The sequence below is a fragment of the Bacillus thuringiensis genome, assembly GCF_001595725.1.
Classification (GTDB): domain Bacteria; phylum Bacillota; class Bacilli; order Bacillales; family Bacillaceae_G; genus Bacillus_A; species Bacillus_A thuringiensis_K.
This window is the reverse complement of the sequence record NZ_CP014282.1, coordinates 2,284,519-2,310,227: the sequence shown is the minus strand read 5'-3', so window position 1 is coordinate 2,310,227 and position 25,709 is coordinate 2,284,519. Positions and strand designations below refer to the sequence as shown.

Below are 25,709 nucleotides of genomic sequence, written 5' to 3'. Positions count from 1 at the left end.
TTGTTCCATTGCGTACACGTATAAAGTATCTAGTAATGTATCTTTTTATCCATTCATTCTATGACCAAACGATAGTTGCCAAATGTATGGATAAAATTTGTTCTTTTTCAAACGATAAAAACAGAAGTTTTTTCATTATTTTTGATCGACTGGTATTTCCCGTTTCGATATCCAAGCATCAAAACCTGATCGGCTATTTGCCATTTCATTCATAACTTGGTGCCAATTGTCCTCACATGATTCACCAAATTTTGAAAAAATAGCACCCATTTGTTGTCTTTGTACATCACTCAGTTTTTTCTCTAAATCTGCACCTTGTTCTGTTAAAGACAACTGTTTCACACGGCGATCATGCATAGCTTCATTACTCTCAATTAAGCCCTTTTCCACAAGTTGACGTAGCGGCCCGTGAAGAGCTTGTTTGCTTATTTCTAATAGTGATAATAACTCATTTACACTTATCCTTGGAAAACGTGCGATAAAAAATAAAATTCGATGATGTACTCGTTGAATGCCATATTCTTTTATAATTTCATCTGGCTTTTCAGTAAATGTTTTATATGCAAAATAAAATAATGCTAATGCCTCATTCATCTGTTCTTCTTTATGTTGTGTCATCTACTTTCCCCCTGTATGTAAATTATACCACAATCTAGTAATGAATATTTTAATCAACGCATTAGAACTTGTTTAGTCTATTGAAACATTCATTGCATAATTAGGAGGTGATTCATTTGAAAAAACAATATACTGTAAGTACATATTTATTGGATAGACTACACGACTTAGGAATCGAACATACATTCGGGGTTCCTGGTGATTATAATCTTGCTTTTTAGATGATGTAGTACCACATGAAAATTTAAAGTGGATTGTATTATTAGTATTGGTGTGAAGTTAACTGATACTATTACAGGCGGCTTCACACAAGGTTTTACAAAAGAACAAGTTATAGAAATCCATCCCTACGCTGTGAAAATTATAGATAAAAAATACGGTCCAGTTGTAATGCAGGATATTTTACAACATTTAAGTGATTCAATTGAGCATCGTAATAAAGATACTCTTGACGTTAAGCCATTTATTCTAAAATCATCTCTTTTTACTGAAGAGTTCAATCCCAAATCACAAATGGTCACACAAAAACGTTTTTGGCAGCAAATGTACCATTTCTTACAAGAAAACGACATCTTAATTGTAGAGCAAGGAACACCTTTCTTTGGTAGTGCTGCTATCCCTCTACCTAATAACACTGCATATGTAGGACAACCGTTATGGGGATCTATCGGATATACACTGCCCGCTCTACTTGGTACACAGGTCGCCAATTTATCACGGCTCAACATTTTAATTATTGGTGACGGTTCTTTCCAAGTAACTGCCCAAGAGTTATCAACTATACTACGTCAAATTTAAAACCGATTATATTTTTAATCAATAACAACGGATACACTGTTGAACGTGCCATTCACGGCCAAAACCAACCTTATAATGATATACAAATGTGGGATTACAATAAACTATCAATGGTATTTGGGGCAGAAGAAAAAAGTCTAACATTTAAAGTAGAAAATGAATCAGAATTAGCAGAAGTCTTAACAAATATAACTTTTAATAAGAATCACCTTATCTTTATTGAAGTTATAATGAGCCAAAGCGATCAACCTGAATTGTTAGCTAAACTCGGGAAAAGATTTGGTCAGCAAAATTCTTAATATAAAAGTATAACCTAATTATACAATTGGTAGTGTAAAACTTGTTTTCAGAATAGTTTCGACACTCAAAATACATAAGGAAAAGGATGGAAAGCACCATCCTTTTCTATTTTAAGAGCGTTCTTCGACTAACGCCCCGTGCGACAAGCAAAAATTCTTAATCCATCTTTAACTTTATAGCTTTTGTCGCAATAAATGTTTTAATATGCTTATCTAATATCCTTGTTCCACCAAAATCATCCTCATAAAAACCTGTTATAGCAAAACCAGCTTCAATTTGGCCTTGGATTTGGTCTTCTAAAGTATGCGCATATTCTATTGTTTGATTTGAATCGATGTAATCTTGAACTTCATCCTCTGGTAAATAATCCAATGTTGATGAAGGAATTGAATGTTTAACATCAAGAATACCTTTTTGCTCTTGGTTATCATCAAAAATCCATAGTAACGGATTTGTAAATCCAGCAATAAGAATACCCTTATTCTTTAAAACCCTAGAAACTTCATTCCATACAAGATGAACATCTTTTACAAACAAATAAGCTACGCTTTTTCTTTTTTATTCAGCAAGAGTTAACTGCCAAGATACACCATACTTATCATTTAACCAGCCAAACTTTTTACTAAACGGATAAGAACCTAAAGGCATAAGAATCGCTCCATCTTGCGCTAGTTTATGAAAGACCGTTTCAATTTCTTCTTCTGTCTCACAAGTTACATAAAGAGACATAGCTGGAGTGAATGTAAAATTATGATTTACATAACTATCAATACACATAAACTCTTGGCCATTTAGCGTAAAAGTTGCATGAATTACAGTTCCCTCTTTACCAGGTCCATTTTCATCATAGCGAGAAATACTTACAATTTCTGATTGATCAAATAGTGACGTATAAAAATTCATTGCTTCCTCAGCTTTGCCCTCAAACATTAAAAACGTAGTAATTTTTTGATTTGCGTTACTCATATGGAGACAGCCCCTTGTTATGTATTTATGTAAAACATACGCCAACAAAACCAAACGTACGTTCCTTTTAATATATTGTCTATAAAAACGATGAGTTTGTCAATTATCTACTTTATTATTTCTTCTTAAATAATGCTGTCCAAAGAAATGATTCTCCAAACATTTCTTTCGGTTGTTTCATTTGTTTCATTCTTCTAATCTCAATTACCTCAAATTCTTTAAATATCTCTCTTAACTTTTCTTCCGAGTATGCAAGACCCCCTTGTAGACTCCACCCTCTATATACGTCCCAATCTGTTATTTCCGATCCATTTCGCTCATCTAAATCACCTGCCGCAAAACATGTTAATCCGAAATAACCACCCGATTTTAATGAGTTTTTAATTAAATCCACATAATTTATTCTTCTATGCGGTGGAATGTGATGCAAACAGCCCGAATCGTATACAAAATCAAATTCGTTTTGAACCTCTAAATTAAAAATTGAATCACAAATAAAATGAATTGCTACCTCTTTTGCCAATGCCCTTTCTTTAGCCCAATTAATGCCTTCTACAGATAAATCCACTGCTGTTACATCAAATCCTTGAGTCGCTAAATAAATGGCATTTCTACCTGGACCACACCCAAGTTCTAATACTTTCCCTTTTGAAACTCTCTCTTTTTGTATATACGAAACTAGGTTCTCATCTGGAACATTTTCAAAAAATGGAACATCCTTTTCTCTATTCTCATAAAATTCATTCCAAAATGGTTCTGCAGGTCTTAATAATGAATCAAGCATTTTTAAAATGTCTTCTTGTGTGTGTAACGTTTCATTTTTCATTAACACCCCTCCATAAATTAATAGTCAGAAAATTATTATATATCTTTTTGAACTTTCAAACAAAGAAAAAACTCCTACATTTTGAAGTGAACCCCTAAAACGGGACACCTATCAAAATACCTAAACCACCTTTCATTTGGTGCGGATGCATCGAATTGGCGTTCCAATCGATGAGGGGCTACTACTGGCTCCGCACCACTGATATATTTCTTTTTCTTTCGACCAACTTTTGAGAGAATCTGATTTTGCCTCATGATTCATAATACTTTTTTATGATTTACACACAGCCCCATTTTCCGAAGAGTTGCGGTCACTCTTCGATATCCATATCGTAATTTATGCCGAAGACAAACATCCTTTATTTTCTCTTCTATCCCTTAGGTCCACTGTTCGTTGTAACTTGTTTAAATTCACCTTAATTCATATCAAGGTTTCTTAACATTCGCATTAATAACTGTATAATATAATTAAACTATTTGTATAAGGGGGACTTATTATGAACTGGAAACAAAAATACAATCCAAGATATCTCTTTTACCGAATGTATAGTTATATTTATAAAGCCCTTGATGATATATCATGCTCCTTAAAATAACGCTTTTGTTCACTTTTTTTGATACATTTACGAAACATTCATGTGTTATCTTCATTAAGTTCTTTTCTTTTTATAATGTCGTGTGAGATATACCAACAGAGGAAGCCCTAGATCCCCTAATCCTAGGGCTTTTTTTATAAGAATTTTATACATTTTATTATTTCCATCAACTTTTCAAATTGTATAAACATAATATATTTTTTTATGTTGTTATATTTTTTGATGGCCTCTTATCTTTCCTTAAAAGGCTTTTTTTTCAAATAACGCTTTTGTTTAATTTATATTTAAAAAGTTCCTTTTCATAAAGACTTCCCTTATATGCTATACTCATTCTTAAATAATTGTATAAGGAATGTTAAAAATGGATGATAGATCGTCAAGACAATGGAAATTGCGACAAAAGTTAAGAGCACTGAAAACCAAAAACAACAATGACACAAACCCTTTGTTTAGTGAATGCCTTGAATCCCTAGGAAACGAAACTCTCATTTTCTCCCAAGAAAAAAGCCAGCAGATTGCTACTATTTTAATGAATTCATTTCCTATAACTGTCTCGGGAAGAATAGATTGGGAACAGATAGATAATCAATTCATAGCTTCGAACAAAGAACAACTAATTTCCCTTATTAGAGCAAACCAACTAGATTTTGACGAACAGATTTTTATAATATGGGATAACTATGAAATCCCTGTAGTAAGTACAAATCTTGATAAAGTATTCCAATCACTAGTTGACGTTGATGCAGTCAGTTTTTATTACTGGCTATTAGACAAAGAATATAGATTCGTAATTGAAATAAATGATGAAGAATTGATTAGGGTTGGGTTTCGCTAATACTCTAAGCATATGAAGCTAGTTCCCTTCATTTCTTAATATTTTCTTCGTCAATATAGCTATTATTGTCATTATGAAACTAATAGCAAATATAGGTAAATAAATTTTCGTACTGAATCCTTCAAACATAAAACCATATACGACTTGCCCAATTGGTGCCATACATTGAGATACCGCTGTTATAAATGCCATCACTTTTCCTAGATTTTCATTTGGTGTTTTCTTTTGGATTACAGTAATCACATAGATGGATACAATTGTCATAATCATTGCGATTAGAAGAGAAGAAAGTATAAAGAGGATAAATGGTGGATAGTATCCTAAATTAAGAATAAACGGTGTAACTGATAGTGCCACTGGCATTACTAATAAAGCTATGATAAGCATCCAATTATATAATGTTTTCATCTGTAACTTTTTAGCAAAGAAACCGATTGACAATGCCCCTAATATGGTTGCAAAATCAATTAATCCCATTCCAATTCCATACATCATATCGCTACTCTGCATAGTTACTCGTAACATAATAGGTCCTCCGACAACAAATAACGGTGTCAAAATTAAATTTAGTAAAGCTGCAAGTAACATAGCCTTCAAAATAAAAGGTTGTTTTAAAACATAAAGAAAACCTTCTTTCATATCTTTTACAATTGTCGGTACGATATGGCCTTCCTGTATTCTTTTTATAAATGGTATTGTAATAAACATTTCTAAAATCGCAGATAAAAAGAAAGCAAAACAACTTGTTATTACGAGCATTTTCAAACCAATTATGCCGTATAATAGTCCTCCTAGTACAGGTGCAACTATATTAGATAATGCTTGCACACCATTTACGATACCGTTCGCTTGTTCTAACTTTTTCTCTGGAACTAATTGCGGAATACTTGCCATAACAACTGGTGCGTACATTGCACTAACGACTGCTAGTAAAAACATAATTGTTCCAATCAATAAAATAGATATCGATTCAGTTAATAACAAAACTATAAAACTTAATACAATAGCAGCGTTTATAAAATCCAAAATGACCATTACATTACGGCGGTTGAAACGATCTGCTATCGCTCCGCCAAGAGGAGCTAACAAAAACGGGATACTCGTTACGGCATATAACCCTGCAAATATATCGGCACGTCCTGTTATATCTAGCACATATAAAGACAGTGCAAAACGTAATAGTGTTGAACCTAAAATAGTAATAATTTGACCACTTACCATTAAGTGAAAATCTTTCAAGGAAGATTGAATACTTGCTGGCATCCTCATCACATCCTTCATTTAGCATAGACCGACTGCCGGTCTATAATACCCAAACAGAAAAAAGCTATTTCTGTTTCATTAAAACCTCGATCATATAATTAAAGGACCCTTCTTTCGCTCCAACAGATACTTCCATCATTTTAATATAAGCCTTAGCTCTTCTCATCATTTCTTCCGTTTTCCACTGGAATAAACCATCATCAAATATGACTTGTGCTGAAGAGAGTAATAATTCAATTGTTTCTTGTGGGTATGGAGTATAAAATATGCCTTCTTCTATTCCTTGCTCTAAAACTTCCGTTAATACAGGAGATAAATGTATAATGGATTGCACTAAACTTTTCTGATGCATTTCTGCATTATTTGGTTGATGGAATTGTTGGATCATTTTTTCTTTTACATCTCCTGATTTTGGTGATTGTTCCATTAAAATTTTAAATAACTTATCTAAAACGGGGATATCGGGATTGGAGATAATCCTTTTCGCCTTAGTGACATCCTCTTTAATAATCCTCATAATGATTTCATCCATTACTTCCTCCTTCGACTTAAAATAATGATAAAACGTCCCCTTTGCTATACCAATTTCTTTTAAAATATCATTCACGGTTGTTTTCGTATAACCTTTCGTAAGAAACAAACGCTCAGCTGTTTCTAAAATTTCCTTTCTACGCTCCTCATACTCCTTTACAATTCGCATTCAAGTTCTCCTTCCCACCAGACCGACTGTCGGTCTATTAAAATTATATGTTTAGTTTGCAAAAAGTTTCCTATTATCGTACATATACAACACCATACTTTCTATTTCCTTTATAAATTTTTATTTTTTAATGTCCGCTCAATTTATGTAAAACGTATCTCATGTTTCTTATCGTCATCTTTCATTTTAGGAAAAGAACGATGCCCTCCGCTTGATCCTATTTTTCTCGATTCTTTATCCAGACGCACAACACTTTGTAGTTTTTCAGCTCCTTCACCACAAGTCAGCGCATCTCCTTTACATCGATGACTTCATCGATGATTCATACACGTTCAACGTTATCCCTAATAATATACCTATGTAATATTGGGCGCACTTTTAATTTTTGCACATGCGATAATTTATTTATAAAAATATAAATTATTAATAAGGGTGATTTATATGAGCAAATTCCGAAAGAAGATGATTAAATATTTGCAAACATTTTGGGAATGCTTAACATTTGGTGTATTAATGTTTGCTATCTTCTTAATTACGGATTTAACAGATGCATCTTTAAATACATTAGGTTGGAGAGACTGGCTAGGTTCTGTAGCAGGCGCAACCATTTTATCTGTTGGGATGTTTACTTTAAATAAATTGAATTTAAAATAAACATTCGGTCAATACTGTATGTAGGCTGTATGCCAACATTCATTTAAAGTAGTCTTCTCTGTATCTCCTTGTATTGAGTATTGAGCAGTTAGCTTTTGCTAGCCGCTCTTTTATTTTGTTCCGGTTCTTGCCTCTTAAAGAACTCTTTATCTACTTTCCCCCAATAAGTACACATATCTATTCTCCATTGCTACAAAATGAAATCTTTATTTTGTTTTACGCGTCGCTTTTTCAATCAGCCAAGATACAATATTAAAATCATTAGCTTCCCCTTTAAAGATGTTCCGTTCCAAAAGCATTCTTTCATCACTTCAAGTAATTCTTCAACAGCTTCAATTCATCTCATATTCATTTTCCCTTTCTCCCAAATAACTATTTTGTTTTATTAATTAACTGATTAATAAAACAAACACCTTTATTAAACATTCCATGTTTCTTCACCCCTTGAATATTTTTTAAATAAAAATACATACTATTTTCAAGCCGCCGTGTCCACGGCTAATACCTCTTATCTTTTGTTACAGCAAAAGCAGGTAGGTTCTTCACTTATCTGCTTTCTCTGTATATTTTTTAAGAAATCGAAAATAATACCAACAAGCTGTTTGAACTAGCAGCTTCACTCTTCTCGCAATGGGGATGCAAATTATCACAATTAGCTAACTCATTGAGCTCACTGGCAGACAACCAAAATCGTTGTCTGCTTTTTGTATGAGATTTTTCGTTTTACATATACTACTTTTGAACCTGCAGACCAATACGAGCCATTTTGGTGCTTGGGATTTCCCTTCCGGGGATAAGTATCTTTTACTTATCCCTTTTTTGTATAGACATGTATATTTAGGGTAAAACTAATTACAAGCAGATTTTCTGTTTATGCGTAGTTCTAAACAAGATTACTTTTTCTCCTATTAAAGGACGGCAGGTACGACTGCTAGTCCTTTTTTCTTATTTCGCATATTATCACTACATTACCTTCATCGTCATAAGCAATTTCCCCATAAGGATGGCAGTGGTGCTTCTCGAGTTCCTCATCGATCAAAACTAACAAATTAGTTTTCCAGTTTCCAACAATCGTACACCAATACGAGTTTAATCCTTCATAAACTTCTCTTGTTCTATTTCGATAATTGCGGAATGTGTAATGAAAATACTCGCTCGCTTCAATACCTTTTCTTTTAATCAAAGTGTTCTGCTGAATGATAGTAATATCCTTGCTCTAATGGTTTTGGACTATAAAATTTCCTTTATAAATTTCAAATACGGTGAATGAAATTTTTGTTTTTTCTTGCCATCATCCTTGTTGTATACAAACAAAAAAAGAGCCACAATATTTTGCGACTCTTTTACAATTATAACTATTTAACGACCACGCCTTTGCTGACCTTGCTTTGTACTACCTTTTTTATTACTTGGCTTATTAAATGATCGGTTATTTTCATTTCTAGAACTATTTCTCGAACTATTTCTTGAACCACTTCTTGAGCTATTTCTGGAATCACGTCTTGAATCACTTCTTGAACCTTCGCGGCTATCTCTTTGACGATTTTGACCTGATTTCTTCGGAGCCGGCTTTGGTACCGGTTTTCCATTTTCATCAACATGTTTTATCTTTGGTTGTTCAATTATTTCTCTTTGTATTGGTGCACCAAGCGTTTTTTCAATTTCTTCTAAATGTTTTTCATCTTTCGCTGCAACGAACGTAATTGCAAGACCTGATCCACCTGCACGTCCTGTTCGGCCAATGCGGTGAATATAACTTTCTACATCTTCAGGGATATCAAAGTTAAATACGTGCGTTACACCATCTACATCAAGTCCACGAGCTGCTACATCCGTTGCGATTAAGTACTGAATTTTAGCTTCGCGGAAACTCTTCATAACTCTTTCACGTTTCGCTTGAGGTATATCACCATGAAGTTCAGCACAATTATAACCTAGTCCTTTTAAATTATCATAAAGTTTACTTACTCTAAGTTTTGTACGGCAGAAAATAACAGCTAAAAATGGCTGATCACGATCCATAACAAAACGAAGTGCATCTGGCTTTGCACGGTCTGTCGTCTCAATGACACGCTGCTCAATTGTATCAACCGTTACTTCTTCACTTTGTACTTGAATCATTTGCGGTTCATCCATATAACGCTTCGCCAATTTTTTAATATCTTTTGGCATCGTTGCTGAGAATAACATCGTTTGTTTACTACCTGGTGTCTCATCTAAAATATCTTCAATATCATATAAGAAACCAAAATAAAGCATTTGATCCGCTTCATCTAATACAATTGTTGAAAGATTACTTAAATCAATTGTTTCACGGCGTATATGATCTAATAATCGTCCCGGTGTTGCTACAACAATATGTGTATTACCTTTTAATTTTCTCAACTGTTGCGCAACATCTTGTCCACCATATATCGCTAGTACATTAATATCTTCTCTTTGAACAAGCATTTTTTTAATTTCAGTTGTAATTTGCAGTGCTAGTTCCCTTGTTGGTGCAACAATTAAAGCCTGAACATCACTAGACGCTGGATCGATTTTTTCTAAAATCGGTAACACGAATGCTAACGTTTTACCCGTTCCTGTTTTCGCCTGCCCAATAATATCTTTACCTGACATAATAACAGGAATTGCCTTCTCTTGAATTGGTGTTGCTTCTGTAATTCCATTTTCACGTAATGTATGATTAAAAGTTTCACTAATTCCTAATTCTAAAAAGTTTTTCAAATAGACCACTTCTTTTCCTTATTTTTCACATTAGCTTTCATTGTACCATTTGTTTCGCCAAATATGAAAAATAAAAAAATTCTTATCTTCTTTTTTTATATTCATCGTGTACTAGACGAACAAATTCTTTTTGCTTTTTCTCAGATTTTATTAATGCTTCCATGTTAGTAGAAGACAAAATGAACTTCTTAATTTTGCTATTACATCAAATAACGAACCCATCTTCTCCCCCCTATCCCCTTGCTCAAATTATATATTCTTTTTTACATATATATTTCAATTTTACCGAAATATACTGTTACTGATTTGGTTGAAATCGCAAAATATATGAACTAAAAAACCGATCTTTTTGATTTAGGAAAGACCGGTTTTCATTATTTTATAAAGTCAGCTTTCCTCCATGGTAGCAATAGTACTGTGCTGCTTTAAGACTTTTAATCCTATTTAAAGATTTTTCCGCCCTTTCTATATCTAAGCAAAAATCCGGATTAGCTATTACTAACTCACGATTCTCTTGAACAGCCGCATCTCCCGTAATTACACAATCTAAATTCGGAAAATATAATGAAATATGTCCCGAAGTATGTCCTGGGGTCGCTACTATTTGACATTCACCATTCAAAATCATTTGATTATCATGTACTTTTTCATCGACGGAAATATGTTTTATATTTTTTAACTGTTGTATAAACCATTTACCAAATTCTTTTTCTTCATTTGGCATACGTTCTAGCATTTTTTCAGCTTGAGCCAACCTCTCTGATTTTATATCACCATTAATATAGTTAGATTCAATTTCACTAGCAATAACATTAATTTGAGGATATTTCAATTTGAAATCATATAAAGCCCCTAGATGATCATCATCATAATGGGTAATAATTATATTCTTTAAGTTTTTCATCTCATATCCATGTTTTAATATTGCATTTTCAATTAAAGGTAAAAAACTTGGATATCCTGTATCGACTAACGTTAATTCATTATGTAATATAATTAAACTTGGATAAATACATTGTTTTTGCCCGTTAAATTCGAATTCAATTGGTAGTTCTATTATTTTCATTTTCCTTCCCCCACACCGCTTATAAAATGCATAATAATAACTAAATCATCCACATACATTTTACTATATATACTATGTAACGGAACACTGTGAATCGTTGCATAATCCACATTATATTATTTTGAACCGGTAATCCCCTATTTTTATGGAAATATATAATTAAGAAAAACAATAAAATTGATTAATCTCTCACTTCTTTGTCCATCCTTTTAAAAAATCTATGTTTTGTAAAAGGAGTGTTTATATGGAGAAACAGACACTTTGGAAAAAGTTCAAAAAAAGCTCGGTAAACCTCGGTAAATCTAGCGTATATGAAAGTATTATTTTATTCTACACAATGAAAAAGAAAGAATTACCTACTAAAACGAAATTCATAATATTAACCGCTTTATCTTATTACGTATTAACAATCGATTTCATTCCAAATATAGCTGCTATTATTGGAATTGGCTTATTAGATGATGTTTTAGCAATCGCTGTAGCTCATAAATACGTGATGCGCCATGCAGACGCTGAAATTCGAGAAAAGAGCAAAGTGAAAATGGAGTCATTATTTACTTCAGCACAAGCATAATTAAACTAACTAGTCATTTAGCTAGCTTTTTACTTTCAAATAAAGCTAACTGTAATTAATGATAGTTCAACCTCACTGAATATTACTCTTCACTATGAGAGCACTGCAGAATAAATTCCTAAAAAGCAAAAGTATTTCTCTGAGTACTCAAACCGTAAACAAAAAGGGTGTCAGCACGTGTTGCTAAGTTCGGACACCCTTTTATTTGTTCTTATTTCTATCTGTTATACAGTTGCATGTGTCCCCTTATACAAAACTGCTATTGCCGCTACTATAAGAATCATACCCATAAAAGCAGGTGCGGCATGACCAAGTGATACATAGATTTGTCCTCCAAGAATAGGACCAATCATTCTTGCTAAAGCTTGAATAGATTGGCTTCCAACTTGAATCCTTCCTTGTTCACTAGAACTGACAGACTTTGAAAGCATCCCGTTGAATGAAGGTCCGAAAATTGAATCCCCAAAACCATACATCAGCGTCCCAACGATAAGTAGTGGATAGAGTGAAAACAAAGCTGATGCCGCAATAAAACTGTATCCTATAATCTCCGAAACCATCCCAAGAATTGCTATTTGTTTATCACTAAGCTTGATCAAAAGCTTTGGCATTATAAAACTTTGTGAAACAATGTCTTGAAAGCCCAAAATTGAAAACATAAGTCCGATTAATGCAGGTTTCCAACTGAAAGTATCCATTGTAAATTGCGTGAAAATTGCTTGTAAAGATCCGTTAGGTATCCAAAGTAAAAACGCTGAGACAAGTAACCACTTTAAATTTTTCATGGAAAGTATGTTTGCTAGCTGTACAAAAGGATTTAACCTTACAAAAGTAATCTCTTTCAACCTATTATTTTTTTCAAGGCTCTCAGGCATATATTTGATCCCATATACAACATTTATTAACGTTATGATTGCACCAAAATATATAGGTACAGTATCACCAAACTTGGCAAGTATCCCCCCAATGGTTGGGCCAATGATAGTTCCCGCACCTACAACTGCACTCACCCATCCAAAATATTTCGTTCTCTGTTCTTTTGGAATGATGTCTGCAAAATATGCGAAGATAGTACTTATGCTCCCGCCTGTTATTCCTTCTATTATGCGTCCAGCAAATAGTACCCATAAAGCTCCTCCTATTCCAAAAACTAAGTACCCAATTGCAGAACCAAATAAGCATATTAAAAGTAGTGGACGACGGCCATACTTATCGCTTAAAGCTCCGAGTACTGGTGCAGCTAAAAACACGCAGGCCGCATATACGGAAGTTAGTAGTGTAACAACTAATGCTTGTTCTTCCGGATTACTTGTATATGGCTGTACTAAGAATGGGACTACAGGCATGATGATACTGAAACCTATACCACAAAGAAATACAGAAATAAGTCCGAATAGTAAAGCATGTTTATCTATGCTTTTTTCAGTTCCCCTTTCATTTTTCGATCTAAATATAGACATTTAACTTCTCTCCTAAAGATTTTGTTGATTAGTCAACAAAACTAAAATAATAAAAAAGCAGCCTATTCTCATTAGAGTAAGGCTGCCCGTAAAAGCCCGATTGGTGAGGGCTGATAATCAGTGGAGATGAAGAAAACCCCACTGATTAAAGTTTCACTTTATTATTAAAATGTATTACGATTTAATATGTATACCTTGTTTCTTTATTTCTGCATCCAAATGTCTACTATACTTTTCCACAAAGCTAATTATACTGTTGAATTCTTCTTCAGTTACTTGCTCAAATACAGCTTTATCCCGCTCTTGAAACTCTTTGTGCAGATCTTCATGGATTTTATAAATTTCTTTCCCTTGTTCGGTAAGTCTAAAATAAATTTCTTTCTTATTTTCTGACTTTTGGTAGCTTTCAACAAGGCCTTTTTGTATGAGCTTCTTAGTCATTCTACTTATAGCACCACGAGTCACATAAAAAGCCTCTGCGAGTTGTGTCACGTTAGAATCTGCATTGTTTTCAATATATTCAATACAGTGGACTTCAGAAGACTTAAACCCTTTAAGACCTTCTTCCATCTTATCTTTATTAAGCCAAACCAGCTTATTATATAATTCCCTGAAACCGTTCATGACCTGTTCTTCTTTATTCATGACCTGCCCTCCTCACCGCTCATTAGCACATTAAGACTATTATATTAAATTTCTGCTTACGTTTCGACAATATTGAAATAATTATTGTAACATTAAAGATATGTGCAAAAATTGGCGCTTAAATAATACAATTAATTAAACGGAAAATTCTGCAAGTTTATTGCTACTTACAGTAAACGGTAGACAAAAAGTAAGAGCTAAGATTATTTCTCTTAGCTCTTCTTTCATAAAACTATTTTACTTCATTAGCAACAAAAAAGTGCTCACATACACTCGATATGCGCTGTAAGTCCACGTTCCCACCAGATATAACTGCTACTACCTTTTTTCCTTTTGTATAGCTATCAACTTTTCCTGCAAGAAGTGCAGCAGTTGCTAACGCACCTGCACCTTCTACAACAGCTTTCCCACGTTGTAATAAATCTTTCATCGCTACTTCCAGCTCTTTTTCTGATACAGTTACAATATCATCTACTAATTCTTTTACAATTTCAAATGTTAATTCGCCTGGTATTTTAACTGCACAACCATCTGCAATAGTAGGCGCCTCATAATGTTCTACGATTGCGCCTTTATCGTAAGATGCCTTCATTCCGTGAACATTATCTGCTTGGACACCAATTATATTAATGGATGGATTAAAAGATTTCAATGCTACAGAAATACCAGAAATAATTCCGCCTCCACCTATTGGTACAATGACAGTATCTACATCCCACATATCATCAAGAATATCTAATCCAATTGTACCTTGACCAGCCATTACCTCTACATCATCATATGGATGTAAGTATGTTTCACCTGTTTCCCTTATAATTTCTTCACATTTTGCCTTTGCATCATCAAAGGTTTCACCATGTAAAATTACTTCAGATCCATATCCTTTAGTTGCTTCAACTTTCGCCTGCGGTGCAGAAATTGGCATAACAATTTTACTCTTAATACCGAGTAAATGAGCAGATAATGCAACTCCTTGTGCATGATTACCTGCTGAACATGCAATTACACCTCTTTCTTTTTCTTGATCCGTGAGCCGCGACATTTTATTAAATGCGCCACGAAATTTAAAAGAACCCGTTAATTGCATATTTTCTAATTTCAAATGAATTTCTCCGCCCGTTTTACTAGTCAAGTAAAAAGATTTTACTAATGGCGTTTTACGAGCATTTCTATCTAGAATTTTGTGAGCTTTTTTAATATCGTCTATATGTAATGGTAGTTTTCTAGTTATCATACTTACACCTCTTCCAATGTTCTATTCCTAAGTTTTCGTAAGTCTTAGCTCCTTTATACGAAAAGAAAAAGTCTTTATATATGTACCCCACTCTAAAATAAACACATTTGCAAACAATTTAACATCCTCTTCATATCGCGTTCTTTATAATGATTTAAACATGCAATTTGAATCCAATTATTCTTTTGCAAATAAGATGACTCATAATGAACAATGTATCCTTGTAATGCTAACGCATCGCCTACTACTTTAGAAGAATGATCTTCGCTCAATACAATAGTAAGTATAATTGGCGCGGCATGTTCTTTAGGTGAAACAAGCTTTAACCCCATATCAGTAATAACTTCTTCAACATAATCGTATGTCTCTTTAATTTTTACAAATGCCTTTTCATCTTCAAATCTCTTCAACGCTTCTTGCAATGCGTAAATTAAATTCCATGATTGTGAGTATGGAATGCTTTCATTTTCTTCATACATGCCAATGTCCATATAGGCCGGCACAGCCTCGTTTATTTTTACAATGTGGTTATGAAAAACGAAAGAAATTCCGGTATATGATTTAATCGCTTTACCGCTAACACCACTTGCAAAATACACATCTTTCAGGTCTAATGGTATTGCTCCAATTGAACTTATACAATCTACACATAGTTTCATTTGATTCTCGTTACAAAGAGTATTTAACTCGTCTAAATCGTTTAACATTCCAGTAGATGTTTCATGATGAACAAACCAAAGCCATTCATAATTTCCAGTTGTTATTATTTCTTCTAATTCGTTATAAATAAACGGTTCTCCCATTTCTTTTTTATACGTATCAAAATGTAACCAAGCTCGTTTTGCATGTCCAACTAATCTATTTCCAAATTCTCCATTTGTTAATATTAGTCCTTTCCCTTTTAAAGAACGTAACTGTAAAGCAATCGCATCATTTGCTAACGTCCCTGTTCCTAACATAAGCTGTACATGTTTTGCTTTTGTCATGTGAAGTAACCGTTTTTTCGCATTGTCCATTGTCACTTGAAATGACTTAGATCGATGCGAAATAGGCCGCGTAGAAAATGCCTTTCGAACATTCTCTTCAATATCTACTGGACCAGGTAAAAACGTATATTCTTTCGTCATAATCCCCCCAACACTCGACTCTTCAAACATAGCAGGAGTAACATACATTGGCTGGAAGGTTGCTTCTTCTGTACCAACTAACGTATGGAAAGATTTGAATCCCATTTGCTTATATAAAGCTAGTTCACGTGTTGTTGCAGAAATGAGTGCTAATTCATATCCGTTTAGAAGCAAATAACGATGTAGAAAACGAATTAATCCTAACAACGCTCTTCCATTTCTATATTCACGTTCTACTGAAAGTAAACGAATTTCATACACTTTTTCTCCATGCTCTTGCAAATAAACATCTAAATTTGAGATTTTATAATCTAACGAGAATGGTCGTTTTCCCCGCACTGCGACCATACCTACTAATCTATCCTCATCTAAACAAATTAAATATGTATTTTCTTTATGAAACCGATCTATACGAAACCGGTCTTTCGTTTCTTCATGTTGTGGTATCTCTTCCACAAAAGTTTTATAATTTAATTTATGTATACTTTCAAATTCCCAATCTTGATCAGCAACTTTATAAATTAACCCCATGCCTTATCTCCTTTATCTATTTAATAAAAAATGATAAGTGGAGATTATCTCCACTTATTAAACATTCATTTTATTCTCGATTTACATATAGAATAAGTACAATAATCATTCCACTTAATATAGTGGTAACAATAGAATAAGAATAAAGAATCATACAAATTGGTAAACAAGCAATCGTAATTAGTCCTGGCTTCGTAAACCCTTTAAATATTAAATAAAATACAATAAAAATGCCTAAGAGGGTAAGCGCTATCAAATAATCAAATGCGATTAGTCCTCCTATAAATGTTGAAATACCTTTACCGCCCTTGCCTTTAAATAAAACTGGGTAAATATGTCCAATAATAACGGCCAATAATGTTAACATTACGAATGTAGGATCTTTAAAAAGAGATTTTGCTACAGCAACAACTATTGCCCCTTTAATCGCATCACCTAAAAATGTAGCGATGAAATACCCTTTTCCATATACGCGCCCCATATTTCTTGCGCCAGGATTTCCGCTTCCTTCATCCCTAATATCAACGTTATGTCTCAATTTTGTTACTATATAAGCGGTCAATATGTTTCCAATTAAATAAGAAGCCACCAAATATAAAAACTGCATACTATTAATCATGTAATCATTCACTTTCTACATGGGAATACATATACAATATTCAATTACTACGTATATTGTACGTTTTTAACATACATCCCTTTATACATTTTAACATCATATTTTTACAAATCATACAAAAATTCTCATACACTATTTTTTAAAATATATATCCCTCATTAAATAATATGTTCCTTTCACTGCCATTTCTGCTTGTGATACGAATGTAATTTCTTTCATACTTTCTTCACAGCATTTCTGAAATACAGCAAATATTTCAGGAACTAAACGCAATATACTGCCACTTACTGCAATTGGCGTTGAGTACTTAAAGTTCAACTTGTTATAAACATTTACTGTAATCCTTGCTAATTCCTTTCCAGCTTGCATCATAATTTCATGCGCATCATCATTGCCATTTCTCGCTTCCTGAATAACTAATGGCGCGATTGCTGCAATTTTATCTTTAGAAGAAGTATATACTAAGCTTTTTATATGAGACGGTGTCAAAAGTTGAAACTGCCTTTGAATATTCAAACTCAATGGACAAAGACTGATTCCTTGATCGAACTGAATTGCCATTTTCTTTAAAGCTTGTAATGCAATCCAATATCCGCTCCCCTCATCTCCTAAAATATGTCCCCATCCACCGCTATACTGATATACTTCTTCTTTCTTTCCGATACAAATTGCACCTGTACCACCTATAGTTAATATTCCATCCTTACCTTTTAAAGCTGCTGCATGCGCAATCATTGCATCATTAAAAATTTCAATTTTTGTTCCGTATTTCTTTTTAAAACGTAATGTTAATTCATTTGTATTCGCTCCGTTTATACCAGCTACTCCTAAACAAATACAAACGCAATGCCCATTTATTAAACTCTTCTGGCATTGATCAATTGCTTCCATAATATGCAACAGTGCCTGATCAAAATCTATTAATACATTTCCAAATCGGCTCGTACCTCTTACAACTTCATTTCCATCTTGATCAAATGCAATGGCCTCCGTCTTCGTTCCCCCGCCATCTACTCCAATCATATACTTCATATGTTCGCCTCATTTTCATCTGCGTATGGAGGGAATGTTATATTCCCTAAAATTACGGAATTCTTAGCACCTGTTGCGCTCGGCATATTACTCGGATTACGATGATACGTTTCGTTTGCTAAAATAGCAAACGCAATTGCTTCTTTCGCTGCTGAAGAATGACCAATATCTTCTTGTATACATATGCTACATTTCTCTTCTCTTAATCCATTCCGTAACATTTCAACAAGTGTATTATTATAACTTCCACCACCACCTAAAATCACCTCATCAATTTCATAATACGGCAAAATAAACTCCTTATAATGATGAATAATTGAACATGCTGTAAACATCGTGACAGTTGCCAATATATTTTCTTTACTATGCTTTTTAAATCGATTCAATATATCAGTCACAAACGATTCTCCAAACTGTTCTCTACCTGTTGATTTTGGTGGTTTCATGTTCAAAAATGGATGGTTCATACAGTATGTTAAAATTTCATCTACAACTACCCCCTGCTTTGCAATCCAACCATTTTGATCATATGGTACATGAAATAATCTTTGACATACTTCATCGATTACCATGTTGCCTGGTCCCGTATCAAAAGCAATAACACTCTCATTACTTCGTTTACTTGGAAGCACTGTAACATTCCCAATCCCACCAATATTTTGTAGCAGTCTATTTTTAGTTTGATGCTGATATAAAATAACTTCTGAATATGGTACAAGTGGTGCACCTTGTCCCCCTGCCGCCATGTCCATTGTTCGGAAATTCGAGATAACCGTCGTGTTCGTTTCATATGCTATTACTGCTGGTTCCCCAATTTGCAATGTTGAAGAAATAATATTCCCTTCTTGCTTTGGCTGATGATAAATCGTTTGTCCGTGAGAACCTATTAAATCTAATTGTCTCAAAGGAAAATTGGCCTCTTTACAAACTTCCTTTACAGCATTGGCGAAGAATAAACCAAGTTTAAAATTCAAACTACATATAAGTTGGACATTCGAAGTTTCAATTGATAACGCTTGTTGGATCTCATTTTTTATATCATTACAAAATAGAACTGTAGTAAAATAGATGGGTTCAATTTTAGAATCTACACCGCTTCCTTCTATATGAACGAGTGCTACATCTATTCCGTCTAATGATGTACCGGACATTACCCCTGCAATATACATAACGTGCATGACCTCCTATTTACTAAAAAACAATCATGTAAGTAACCAACGTACAACCAATCGAAAACAATATAAATCTAAAAAACAATTGAGCTTTCGATGCAAACGACCCATCGATGAAAGAAACAACTATCGTAAGCAAAACGCTTGCCGCAATGCTTGTAACGAGCCATATACTATGCATTTGCGATAGATTTAGCATGCCTAATAAAGGGACAAAAAGTAAATTTGAACAAATCACTCCAAATAATAATAAAAATACACCTTTATAACTAAATTTTATATTCATTTTATTCCCCCCTTACTGGTTTTAATGTGAAAGAAGTGATAGACAGAAGTCTATCACTCAAAATAACAGCATGCAGATTAAGGATTAACAGATTCCCCGTCACCATGCTTTTCAATTTCAAGCATATTTTTGTCGTACATTTTAAAGAATGGTAAATAAATAAGGAATGATATAGCTATATTTATTAAGACTAATACAATAGCACGCCAATCTCCACCTGTAGCTAAATATGCACCAATTGGGGCTGGTAATGTCCATGGTGGCATAATATGAGTTGGCGTTACAAAACCCATTGCCGTTGCGGCATAAGCAATAGTCGCTGTTACTAGCGGCGTAATGACGAAAGGAATAATTAAAATTGGATTTAATACAATCGGCAAACCGAATATAACCGGTTCATTTATATTAAAAATCCCAGGAACAATACATGTTCTCGATAATGCTTTCGAATATTTTGACCGACCAAATACGATCATCGCTAACACAAGCCCTAATGTTGCTCCCGAGCCACCAATCCAAATAAACCATTGATAAAACGGTTCTGGTGCAATAAATGGAAATTGACTCGCACCACTTGCTACAGCTTCACCGTTTTTTCCTAGATATACATCCCAAAGCGGTCTTGCTACAGTACCTACAACCGATACACCATGTATTCCGAAGGACCAGAAAAATGTAATTAAAAATACAGGTATTATGACGCCAAAGTAACTATCTCCAGCTTTGACTAACGGTGCGGCTAATTTATCCACTACGTAATGTACATCAACTTTAAAAACAACTGTAATAAGGCTCATAATAATAATAACGAATGCAGCAGGTATAAGTGCTTCAAACGAACGCGATACTGACGGTGGTACTTGTTCTGGCATTTTAATCGTTACGTTGTTCTTCTTACAAAACCTTAAAATCTCAACTGATAAAATAGAAACAATCATAGTCACAAATAGTCCATGCCCTCCGAGATTTGTCATCGGAAGCATGAATCCTTTTTTATCAATTAATTCAGGAGTTAATGTTAAAAGTAGTGAACATACTGCAAGCTGAGCTCCCGATAAAGCATCTAACTTATAACTCTTCGCTAAATTATATCCTATTCCAAATGCTATATATAAAGACATAATAAACATAGTTAAACGATATGGTATTAATATACTTGTTTGATTCTTTAATGCCCAAACGGATATGAAACTATCTTTCGGTAATGGTGGAAATGCTACGATTAAAAAGAAACTTCCTACGATGATAAATGGTAATGCTGAAATAACTCCATCACGGATTGCTTGTAAATGTCTCTGTTCAGAAAGTCTTGCCATCGGTCCAGATAAGTTTTTATCAAGAAACGTGACAAACTTATTCATAACGGTTCCCCCTAACGAATTAAATCATTTACAGTCTTTAATAAAGTCGCTCCACCAAGCGGCGTATATGCTTGCGGCGGAATGATACCACACGGAATAGACTCCTCTTCTGCAAATTTTTTTACAGAGTCAAATCGGTGTCTAACTTGTGGTGCAACCATTACAACATCCCAACCATTCTTTACTTCTTCCTCTACCTCATTCGTTCCAATTGCATGCACTTCCATGTTCACACCATTTTTCTCCGCTTCTTTTTTTAAAGCGTTTACAACAATTGCACTGGACATTCCTCCAGAACAGACGAACAAAACTTTCATTTGTTAATCCTCCTATACTTATAATTTATTACCCTTCAAATGAAAGGAAGTTTCACTTTACTAACAAGCATATGAAGTAGTAAATGAATTTATTTATAATGAAAGTAAATTTCATTATAAATATTTCCCCTATTAAATTAATGTTTCAATATGTAATTTTCTCTATTGCAAGGTCAACCTCGCCTCAGATATTATTTTAACTAATCATATGATAGGAGGCGTATAAATGATCGTTAAACGTTTATTAATGATATGTTGTATCGTCATCTTGTTCATCCCTTTCTCTTTCATTCCCCCTCACTCTACTTATGCTGAAGTAAATACTGCATACAAAAAACACGAATTACGTGCTGTATGGATTGCATCTGTTCTGAATATTGATTGGCCCTCAAAAACTGGCTTACCCATTGAAAAACAGAAACAAGAATTTATACGATTATTAGACGATGTAAAAAGCACTGGTATGAATACAGTTGTTGTACAAATTAAACCAACTGCTGATGCTTTCTATCCTTCAAATTACGGTCCTTGGTCTGAATACATTACGGGGACACAAGGAAAAGATCCTGGTTATGACCCGCTCGCATTTATGATTGAAGAAACTCATAAAAGAAATATAGAATTCCACGCTTGGATTAACCCATACCGAATAACGATGAATCATACCGATATAAATCGATTATCAAATAATCATCCTGCAAGGCAACATCCCGATTGGGTTGTACCTTATGGTGGAAAGTTATATTACAATCCTGGTATTCCGGAAGTGAAAAAATTTATAACAGAAGGTGCTTTAGAAATCGTACAAAATTACGATATTGATGCGCTGCATATGGATGATTATTTTTACCCATATAAAGTAGCCGGTGAAGAATTTCCAGATCAGAAAACGTACGAAACATATAATAACGGTAGATTTACAAATATAGAAGATTGGCGACGTAACAATGTAAATGAACTTGTAAAAGATTTAAATACTGCTATAAAACAAGAAAAATCATATGTAAAGTTTGGCATTAGTCCGTTCGGCGTATGGCGAAATATAGCTGACGATCCGACTGGCTCTAACACAACCGCAGGCCAAAGAAACTATGATGACCTTTATGCTGACACACGTGAGTGGATACAAAAAGGATATATTGACTACATTACACCGCAAATATATTGGAATATAGGTTTCACCCCAGCTGCATATGACATATTAGTAGATTGGTGGGTTAAAGAAACAAATAACAAACCGATTCACCTATACATCGGTCAAGCGGCCTATAAAATTAATAATAACTCCGTCCCTGCTTGGTCTGATCCAGAAGAATATCCGAGACAAATTGCATTAAACCGGCTATATCCTGAAATAAAAGGTAGTATGCATTTTAGCTTAAAAGATATTAATAACAATCCACTTGGAGTTAAAGATCGACTCTCAAAAGACATATATAAATATCCTGCATTAATCCCGCCTATGCCTTGGCTTGATCATGATCCACCAAAACAACCGACTTTAAAAGGTGCCATTCCAAGAAATGAAGGTATTGCAATCGGTATCATTGACAATAGAGATAATGATTCTGCTTATTACGCTATTTACCGCACGAATGGGAAAAATGAAGTAGATATACAAAACCCAAAAAATTTACTTACTACTGTAAGAAAAACAAAACTTGGAGAAATTTATGTAGATAAAACCGCTATTTCTGGAGAAACGTATACGTATGTCGTAACTGCAGTTGATCGATTGCATAATGAAAGTGTGGCTTCTAGTAAATCTACTATTCAAGCAAAATAAAAGTAAGAGCCCGCATTTTTTGAATGCGGGCTCTTACTTTTATTTTCGTAGTTCACTATATTGAATATGAATTCTATTCTCAGGGTTTTTATCTACTGTGTAAAGTACAAATAAGAAGAACCATTCTAGTGGCTTCATTAAAATATAAACAAAATCAGCCGACCATTTCGTATTAATATGTTTACTAATTGGATAACCGTATTTATCATAAAAATTACGAATAACTTTATGACATTTTGGTACCCGCTCCTCAATTACATTTTCAAAAGCGTTCGCAATTAATAACTGTCGATTAACTGTAATTCTTTCCCCATGCCTAATTCCTGCTCGTAATGGCTTAACGATGTTTTTATGACCTTTCACAGAAACTGTACATAAATAATGCCCATCCCCGGAGACAATTTGAGGACTTGGGGCGGGAATCTTAGAATAATTAAAACTACTTGTTTCCATAAACACTCTTATAAAACTATCTGGTTTTTGGCCAAACAGTATTAAAATAAATTGAACAATTAACAAGACAGGAAATAAACTTATCATCCAGACTGTAGCCATTTTTTGATATCCAAAAGAAATGCGATACAGCAATAATATAATTCTGTTGCTCTGCGTATAATCTTTCTCATTCTGAGATTGTATGAAATAACCTAATGTATTTCTTAATTTAGCTAAGAATAATAGACTAAATGCAAGCATTCCAACTTGAATACAAAAGACTGGAATGTATCTCAATCCTCCTAATTCCGTATAAAAAGCAGAGCCTGTATGAGTAATATAGATGAATGTATATACAATGTTTACTATCATTAAAGTACTATAAAAAATATAAAATATTGGTGAAAGTTTTATTAAGCCTGTTGTTAATCTCCAATACGAAACTCCACCTAAAATAACTAAAAGAACTACTATCGCAATGTGGTCATGTGCTAAAGAAGCATATTGATCAGACATCATTCCGTTCTTTTCGAATTTATGTAATGGTATTCCTGCTCTTACATCATTTGCATTCCACATAATACCTAAACCAAAGATAAAATAACTCAAACCTATTGATAATATTTCCTGTGGCTCGAACTTTAGTATACTTGAGGAATTCTCCTTCTTCAATTGGAAACTATCCCATGCTTTACTAATAGGGTAGCCAAGAAATAAAAATAGAATTACAAATAGTATGACTAACTCAATTAGCACAATATCATACCCCTTTTATAATAATTGTTTACACAAAGTATAAAAAAACACTCTATATTTTACCACTTATTAACGTTTGTATATACAATTTCACAAAAGATTACACTCTCTCAACTCACAAAAAAAACGCCTAAAAGCTGAAACATTCAACTTTTTAGGCGATCTCTTCTATTTATTCTTAAACTTCTCAGTCGCTGCTCTCATCTTCACATTTAAATCGTGATCAATTGAGTCGCGAATATCTCGCTCTACTACTTCCATTTCTTTTTGGAAATTTTCCAAGTAGATTTTCAATTCTTCTTCCTTCTCTGGTCTTTGTGAAGGTGGTAATTGTACTACCAACGATAACATGGCCGTTAAATCTTTCATTAAGAACGTTTCAAGTTTATGTTGTTGTTCAAACATGCGTTGCTCTTGATAGTACGGAAGTGCATTCAATACTGAAATTGTAATATCATCAACCGTTCTTTGTAATGAAGGATTTATTGAGCGTTTATACGCTTGAATTGTATTTAATGCGTCTGGATAACGGTCATAAAAATACAATTTGTAAAATGATAAGTCTGTCGGTTTTACAGTTTGTTGTGTTTCTTGTCTTAAGAAATCTTTCACTTTCATCGCAGCCACATCGATATCTTCATTCGTAAACTTTTTCGTAGTTTTTGCCATTACATGCACTTTTTTCTGCTTTTCTTTCGGTAACATCGAGAAGACTTGTTCTCTCGTACGTTGACCTGATGCACAAAATAGAGTATTTAATGTATTTTGTTCTTTCTTTCCTTCAGTGCGAATCCAGCGATAAAACAGTGGATGTTGTGTAAATTCTTGTAGAAACGGTATTGATTTGTTTGATAACTTATCTAAAGAATCTTGCGCTCTTTTATATGGCTTCGCCCATGAAAAATACAACTTCCGTCCGAAATATACGACTAAAACAACAACAGTAAATGCTATTAAAAGCAATGTACCGAGTAGTAATAGTACTGTTTGAATGAAACTCATTTGTTCACCTCCTCTAATAATCCG

At 33.8% G+C, this 25,709-nt stretch carries 23 protein-coding genes and 3 pseudogenes; 5 read left to right on the top strand and 21 right to left on the bottom strand.

What is annotated here, in order from left to right; genetic code table 11:
• Window positions 1–135 precede the first annotated feature (135 nt).
• Window positions 136–618 carry a MarR family winged helix-turn-helix transcriptional regulator gene (locus AXW78_RS11770; RefSeq protein WP_000191914.1) on the bottom strand — a complete coding sequence of 161 codons (483 nt, stop codon included), beginning with the start codon at window positions 616–618 and terminating at the stop codon, window positions 136–138.
• Between the two features lie 252 nt (window positions 619–870).
• Here AXW78_RS11770 and AXW78_RS11765 point away from each other — a divergent pair.
• Window positions 871–1,715, top strand: a pseudogene (locus tag AXW78_RS11765) (thiamine pyrophosphate-dependent enzyme); the annotation flags it as partial.
• A 157-nt stretch (window positions 1,716–1,872) separates the two neighbouring features.
• On the opposite strand, the pseudogene AXW78_RS11760 reads toward AXW78_RS11765, so the two are convergent.
• From AXW78_RS11760 to AXW78_RS33805, 4 genes and pseudogenes are all read right to left on the bottom strand, one after another.
• A pseudogene (locus AXW78_RS11760) lies at window positions 1,873–2,262 on the bottom strand (SAM-dependent methyltransferase); the annotation flags it as partial.
• A 12-nt stretch (window positions 2,263–2,274) separates the two neighbouring features.
• Window positions 2,275–2,682: a VOC family protein gene (locus AXW78_RS11755; protein ID WP_000063589.1), complete on the bottom strand. Its 408-nt coding sequence runs from the start codon at window positions 2,680–2,682 to the stop codon at window positions 2,275–2,277.
• Window positions 2,683–2,797: 115 nt separating this feature from the next.
• Window positions 2,798–3,508, bottom strand: a complete 711-nt coding sequence (locus tag AXW78_RS11750; RefSeq protein WP_000787493.1) for a class I SAM-dependent methyltransferase — start codon at window positions 3,506–3,508, stop codon at window positions 2,798–2,800.
• Window positions 3,509–3,630: 122 nt separating this feature from the next.
• Window positions 3,631–3,882 (bottom strand): annotated as a pseudogene (locus AXW78_RS33805) (IS3 family transposase); the annotation flags it as partial.
• A 582-nt stretch (window positions 3,883–4,464) separates the two neighbouring features.
• Here AXW78_RS33805 and AXW78_RS11740 point away from each other — a divergent pair.
• The gene (locus AXW78_RS11740) at window positions 4,465–4,938 is read left to right on the top strand and encodes a CDI toxin immunity protein (protein WP_000342729.1); all 474 of its coding nucleotides are present in this window, start codon (window positions 4,465–4,467) and stop codon (window positions 4,936–4,938) included.
• Between the two features lie 18 nt (window positions 4,939–4,956).
• On the opposite strand, the gene AXW78_RS11735 is transcribed toward AXW78_RS11740, so the two are convergent.
• Window positions 4,957–6,201, bottom strand: a complete 1,245-nt coding sequence (locus AXW78_RS11735; RefSeq protein ID WP_061884161.1) for an MFS transporter — start codon at window positions 6,199–6,201, stop codon at window positions 4,957–4,959.
• Window positions 6,202–6,265: 64 nt separating this feature from the next.
• Complete coding sequence (locus AXW78_RS11730; protein WP_061884160.1) at window positions 6,266–6,901, bottom strand: TetR/AcrR family transcriptional regulator; 636 nt, start codon at window positions 6,899–6,901, stop codon at window positions 6,266–6,268.
• A gap of 441 nt (window positions 6,902–7,342) precedes the next feature.
• Here AXW78_RS11730 and AXW78_RS11725 point away from each other — a divergent pair, with 441 nt between their 5' ends.
• Window positions 7,343–7,555 carry a hypothetical protein gene (locus AXW78_RS11725; RefSeq protein ID WP_061884159.1) on the top strand — a complete coding sequence of 71 codons (213 nt, stop codon included), beginning with the start codon at window positions 7,343–7,345 and terminating at the stop codon, window positions 7,553–7,555.
• A gap of 1,359 nt (window positions 7,556–8,914) precedes the next feature.
• Here AXW78_RS11725 and AXW78_RS11720 read toward each other — a convergent pair.
• Together AXW78_RS11720 and AXW78_RS11715 are read right to left on the bottom strand one after the other, a co-directional pair.
• The gene (locus tag AXW78_RS11720; RefSeq protein WP_002164013.1) at window positions 8,915–10,291 is read right to left on the bottom strand and encodes a DEAD/DEAH box helicase; all 1,377 of its coding nucleotides are present in this window, start codon (window positions 10,289–10,291) and stop codon (window positions 8,915–8,917) included.
• Between the two features lie 370 nt (window positions 10,292–10,661).
• Window positions 10,662–11,348 carry an MBL fold metallo-hydrolase gene (locus tag AXW78_RS11715; protein WP_061884158.1) on the bottom strand — a complete coding sequence of 229 codons (687 nt, stop codon included), beginning with the start codon at window positions 11,346–11,348 and terminating at the stop codon, window positions 10,662–10,664.
• 244 nt (window positions 11,349–11,592) lie between these two features.
• On the opposite strand from AXW78_RS11715, the gene AXW78_RS11710 reads away from it, so the two are divergent.
• Window positions 11,593–11,922, top strand: a complete 330-nt coding sequence (locus AXW78_RS11710) for a YkvA family protein (protein ID WP_061884157.1) — start codon at window positions 11,593–11,595, stop codon at window positions 11,920–11,922.
• Between the two features lie 224 nt (window positions 11,923–12,146).
• On the opposite strand, the gene AXW78_RS11705 is transcribed toward AXW78_RS11710, so the two are convergent.
• From AXW78_RS11705 to AXW78_RS11660, 10 genes are all read right to left on the bottom strand, one after another.
• Entirely contained in the window at window positions 12,147–13,382 is a 1,236-nt protein-coding gene (locus AXW78_RS11705; protein ID WP_061884156.1) for an MFS transporter, read from the bottom strand.
• 174 nt (window positions 13,383–13,556) lie between these two features.
• Window positions 13,557–14,027, bottom strand: coding sequence for a MarR family transcriptional regulator (locus tag AXW78_RS11700; RefSeq protein WP_001030902.1), 471 nt, complete (start codon window positions 14,025–14,027; stop codon window positions 13,557–13,559).
• Window positions 14,028–14,259: 232 nt separating this feature from the next.
• Window positions 14,260–15,261, bottom strand: coding sequence for a bifunctional threonine ammonia-lyase/L-serine ammonia-lyase TdcB (gene tdcB, locus AXW78_RS11695; protein ID WP_000632956.1), 1,002 nt, complete (start codon window positions 15,259–15,261; stop codon window positions 14,260–14,262).
• 92 nt (window positions 15,262–15,353) lie between these two features.
• Window positions 15,354–16,919, bottom strand: coding sequence for an aminotransferase class V-fold PLP-dependent enzyme (locus AXW78_RS11690; protein ID WP_000523053.1), 1,566 nt, complete (start codon window positions 16,917–16,919; stop codon window positions 15,354–15,356).
• Window positions 16,920–16,989: 70 nt separating this feature from the next.
• Window positions 16,990–17,538: a glycerol-3-phosphate 1-O-acyltransferase PlsY gene (plsY, locus tag AXW78_RS11685; RefSeq protein WP_000610866.1), complete on the bottom strand. Its 549-nt coding sequence runs from the start codon at window positions 17,536–17,538 to the stop codon at window positions 16,990–16,992.
• Window positions 17,539–17,670: 132 nt separating this feature from the next.
• Window positions 17,671–18,570: a BadF/BadG/BcrA/BcrD ATPase family protein gene (locus tag AXW78_RS11680; RefSeq protein ID WP_061884155.1), complete on the bottom strand. Its 900-nt coding sequence runs from the start codon at window positions 18,568–18,570 to the stop codon at window positions 17,671–17,673.
• Window positions 18,567–19,739, bottom strand: a complete 1,173-nt coding sequence (gene anmK / locus AXW78_RS11675; protein WP_061884154.1) for an anhydro-N-acetylmuramic acid kinase AnmK — start codon at window positions 19,737–19,739, stop codon at window positions 18,567–18,569. The genes AXW78_RS11680 and anmK overlap by 4 nt, the downstream gene beginning before the upstream one ends.
• A 22-nt stretch (window positions 19,740–19,761) precedes the next feature.
• The gene (locus AXW78_RS11670; protein WP_001021977.1) at window positions 19,762–20,028 is read right to left on the bottom strand and encodes a hypothetical protein; all 267 of its coding nucleotides are present in this window, start codon (window positions 20,026–20,028) and stop codon (window positions 19,762–19,764) included.
• A gap of 77 nt (window positions 20,029–20,105) precedes the next feature.
• The gene (locus AXW78_RS11665) at window positions 20,106–21,389 is read right to left on the bottom strand and encodes a PTS sugar transporter subunit IIC (protein ID WP_001032290.1); all 1,284 of its coding nucleotides are present in this window, start codon (window positions 21,387–21,389) and stop codon (window positions 20,106–20,108) included.
• 11 nt (window positions 21,390–21,400) lie between these two features.
• Window positions 21,401–21,706, bottom strand: coding sequence for a PTS sugar transporter subunit IIB (locus tag AXW78_RS11660; RefSeq protein ID WP_000865909.1), 306 nt, complete (start codon window positions 21,704–21,706; stop codon window positions 21,401–21,403).
• Between the two features lie 226 nt (window positions 21,707–21,932).
• Here AXW78_RS11660 and AXW78_RS11655 point away from each other — a divergent pair, with 226 nt between their 5' ends.
• The gene (locus tag AXW78_RS11655; RefSeq protein ID WP_000636013.1) at window positions 21,933–23,492 is read left to right on the top strand and encodes a glycoside hydrolase family 10-like protein; all 1,560 of its coding nucleotides are present in this window, start codon (window positions 21,933–21,935) and stop codon (window positions 23,490–23,492) included.
• Between the two features lie 39 nt (window positions 23,493–23,531).
• Here the strand turns inward: AXW78_RS11655 and AXW78_RS11650 are convergent, their stop codons facing one another.
• Both AXW78_RS11650 and AXW78_RS11645 read right to left on the bottom strand, forming a co-directional pair.
• Entirely contained in the window at window positions 23,532–24,683 is a 1,152-nt protein-coding gene (locus tag AXW78_RS11650) for a DUF6688 domain-containing protein (RefSeq protein ID WP_000904387.1), read from the bottom strand.
• Window positions 24,684–24,851: 168 nt separating this feature from the next.
• Entirely contained in the window at window positions 24,852–25,685 is an 834-nt protein-coding gene (locus AXW78_RS11645) for a DUF3974 domain-containing protein (RefSeq protein WP_000008360.1), read from the bottom strand.
• Window positions 25,686–25,709: the final 24 nt, after the last annotated feature.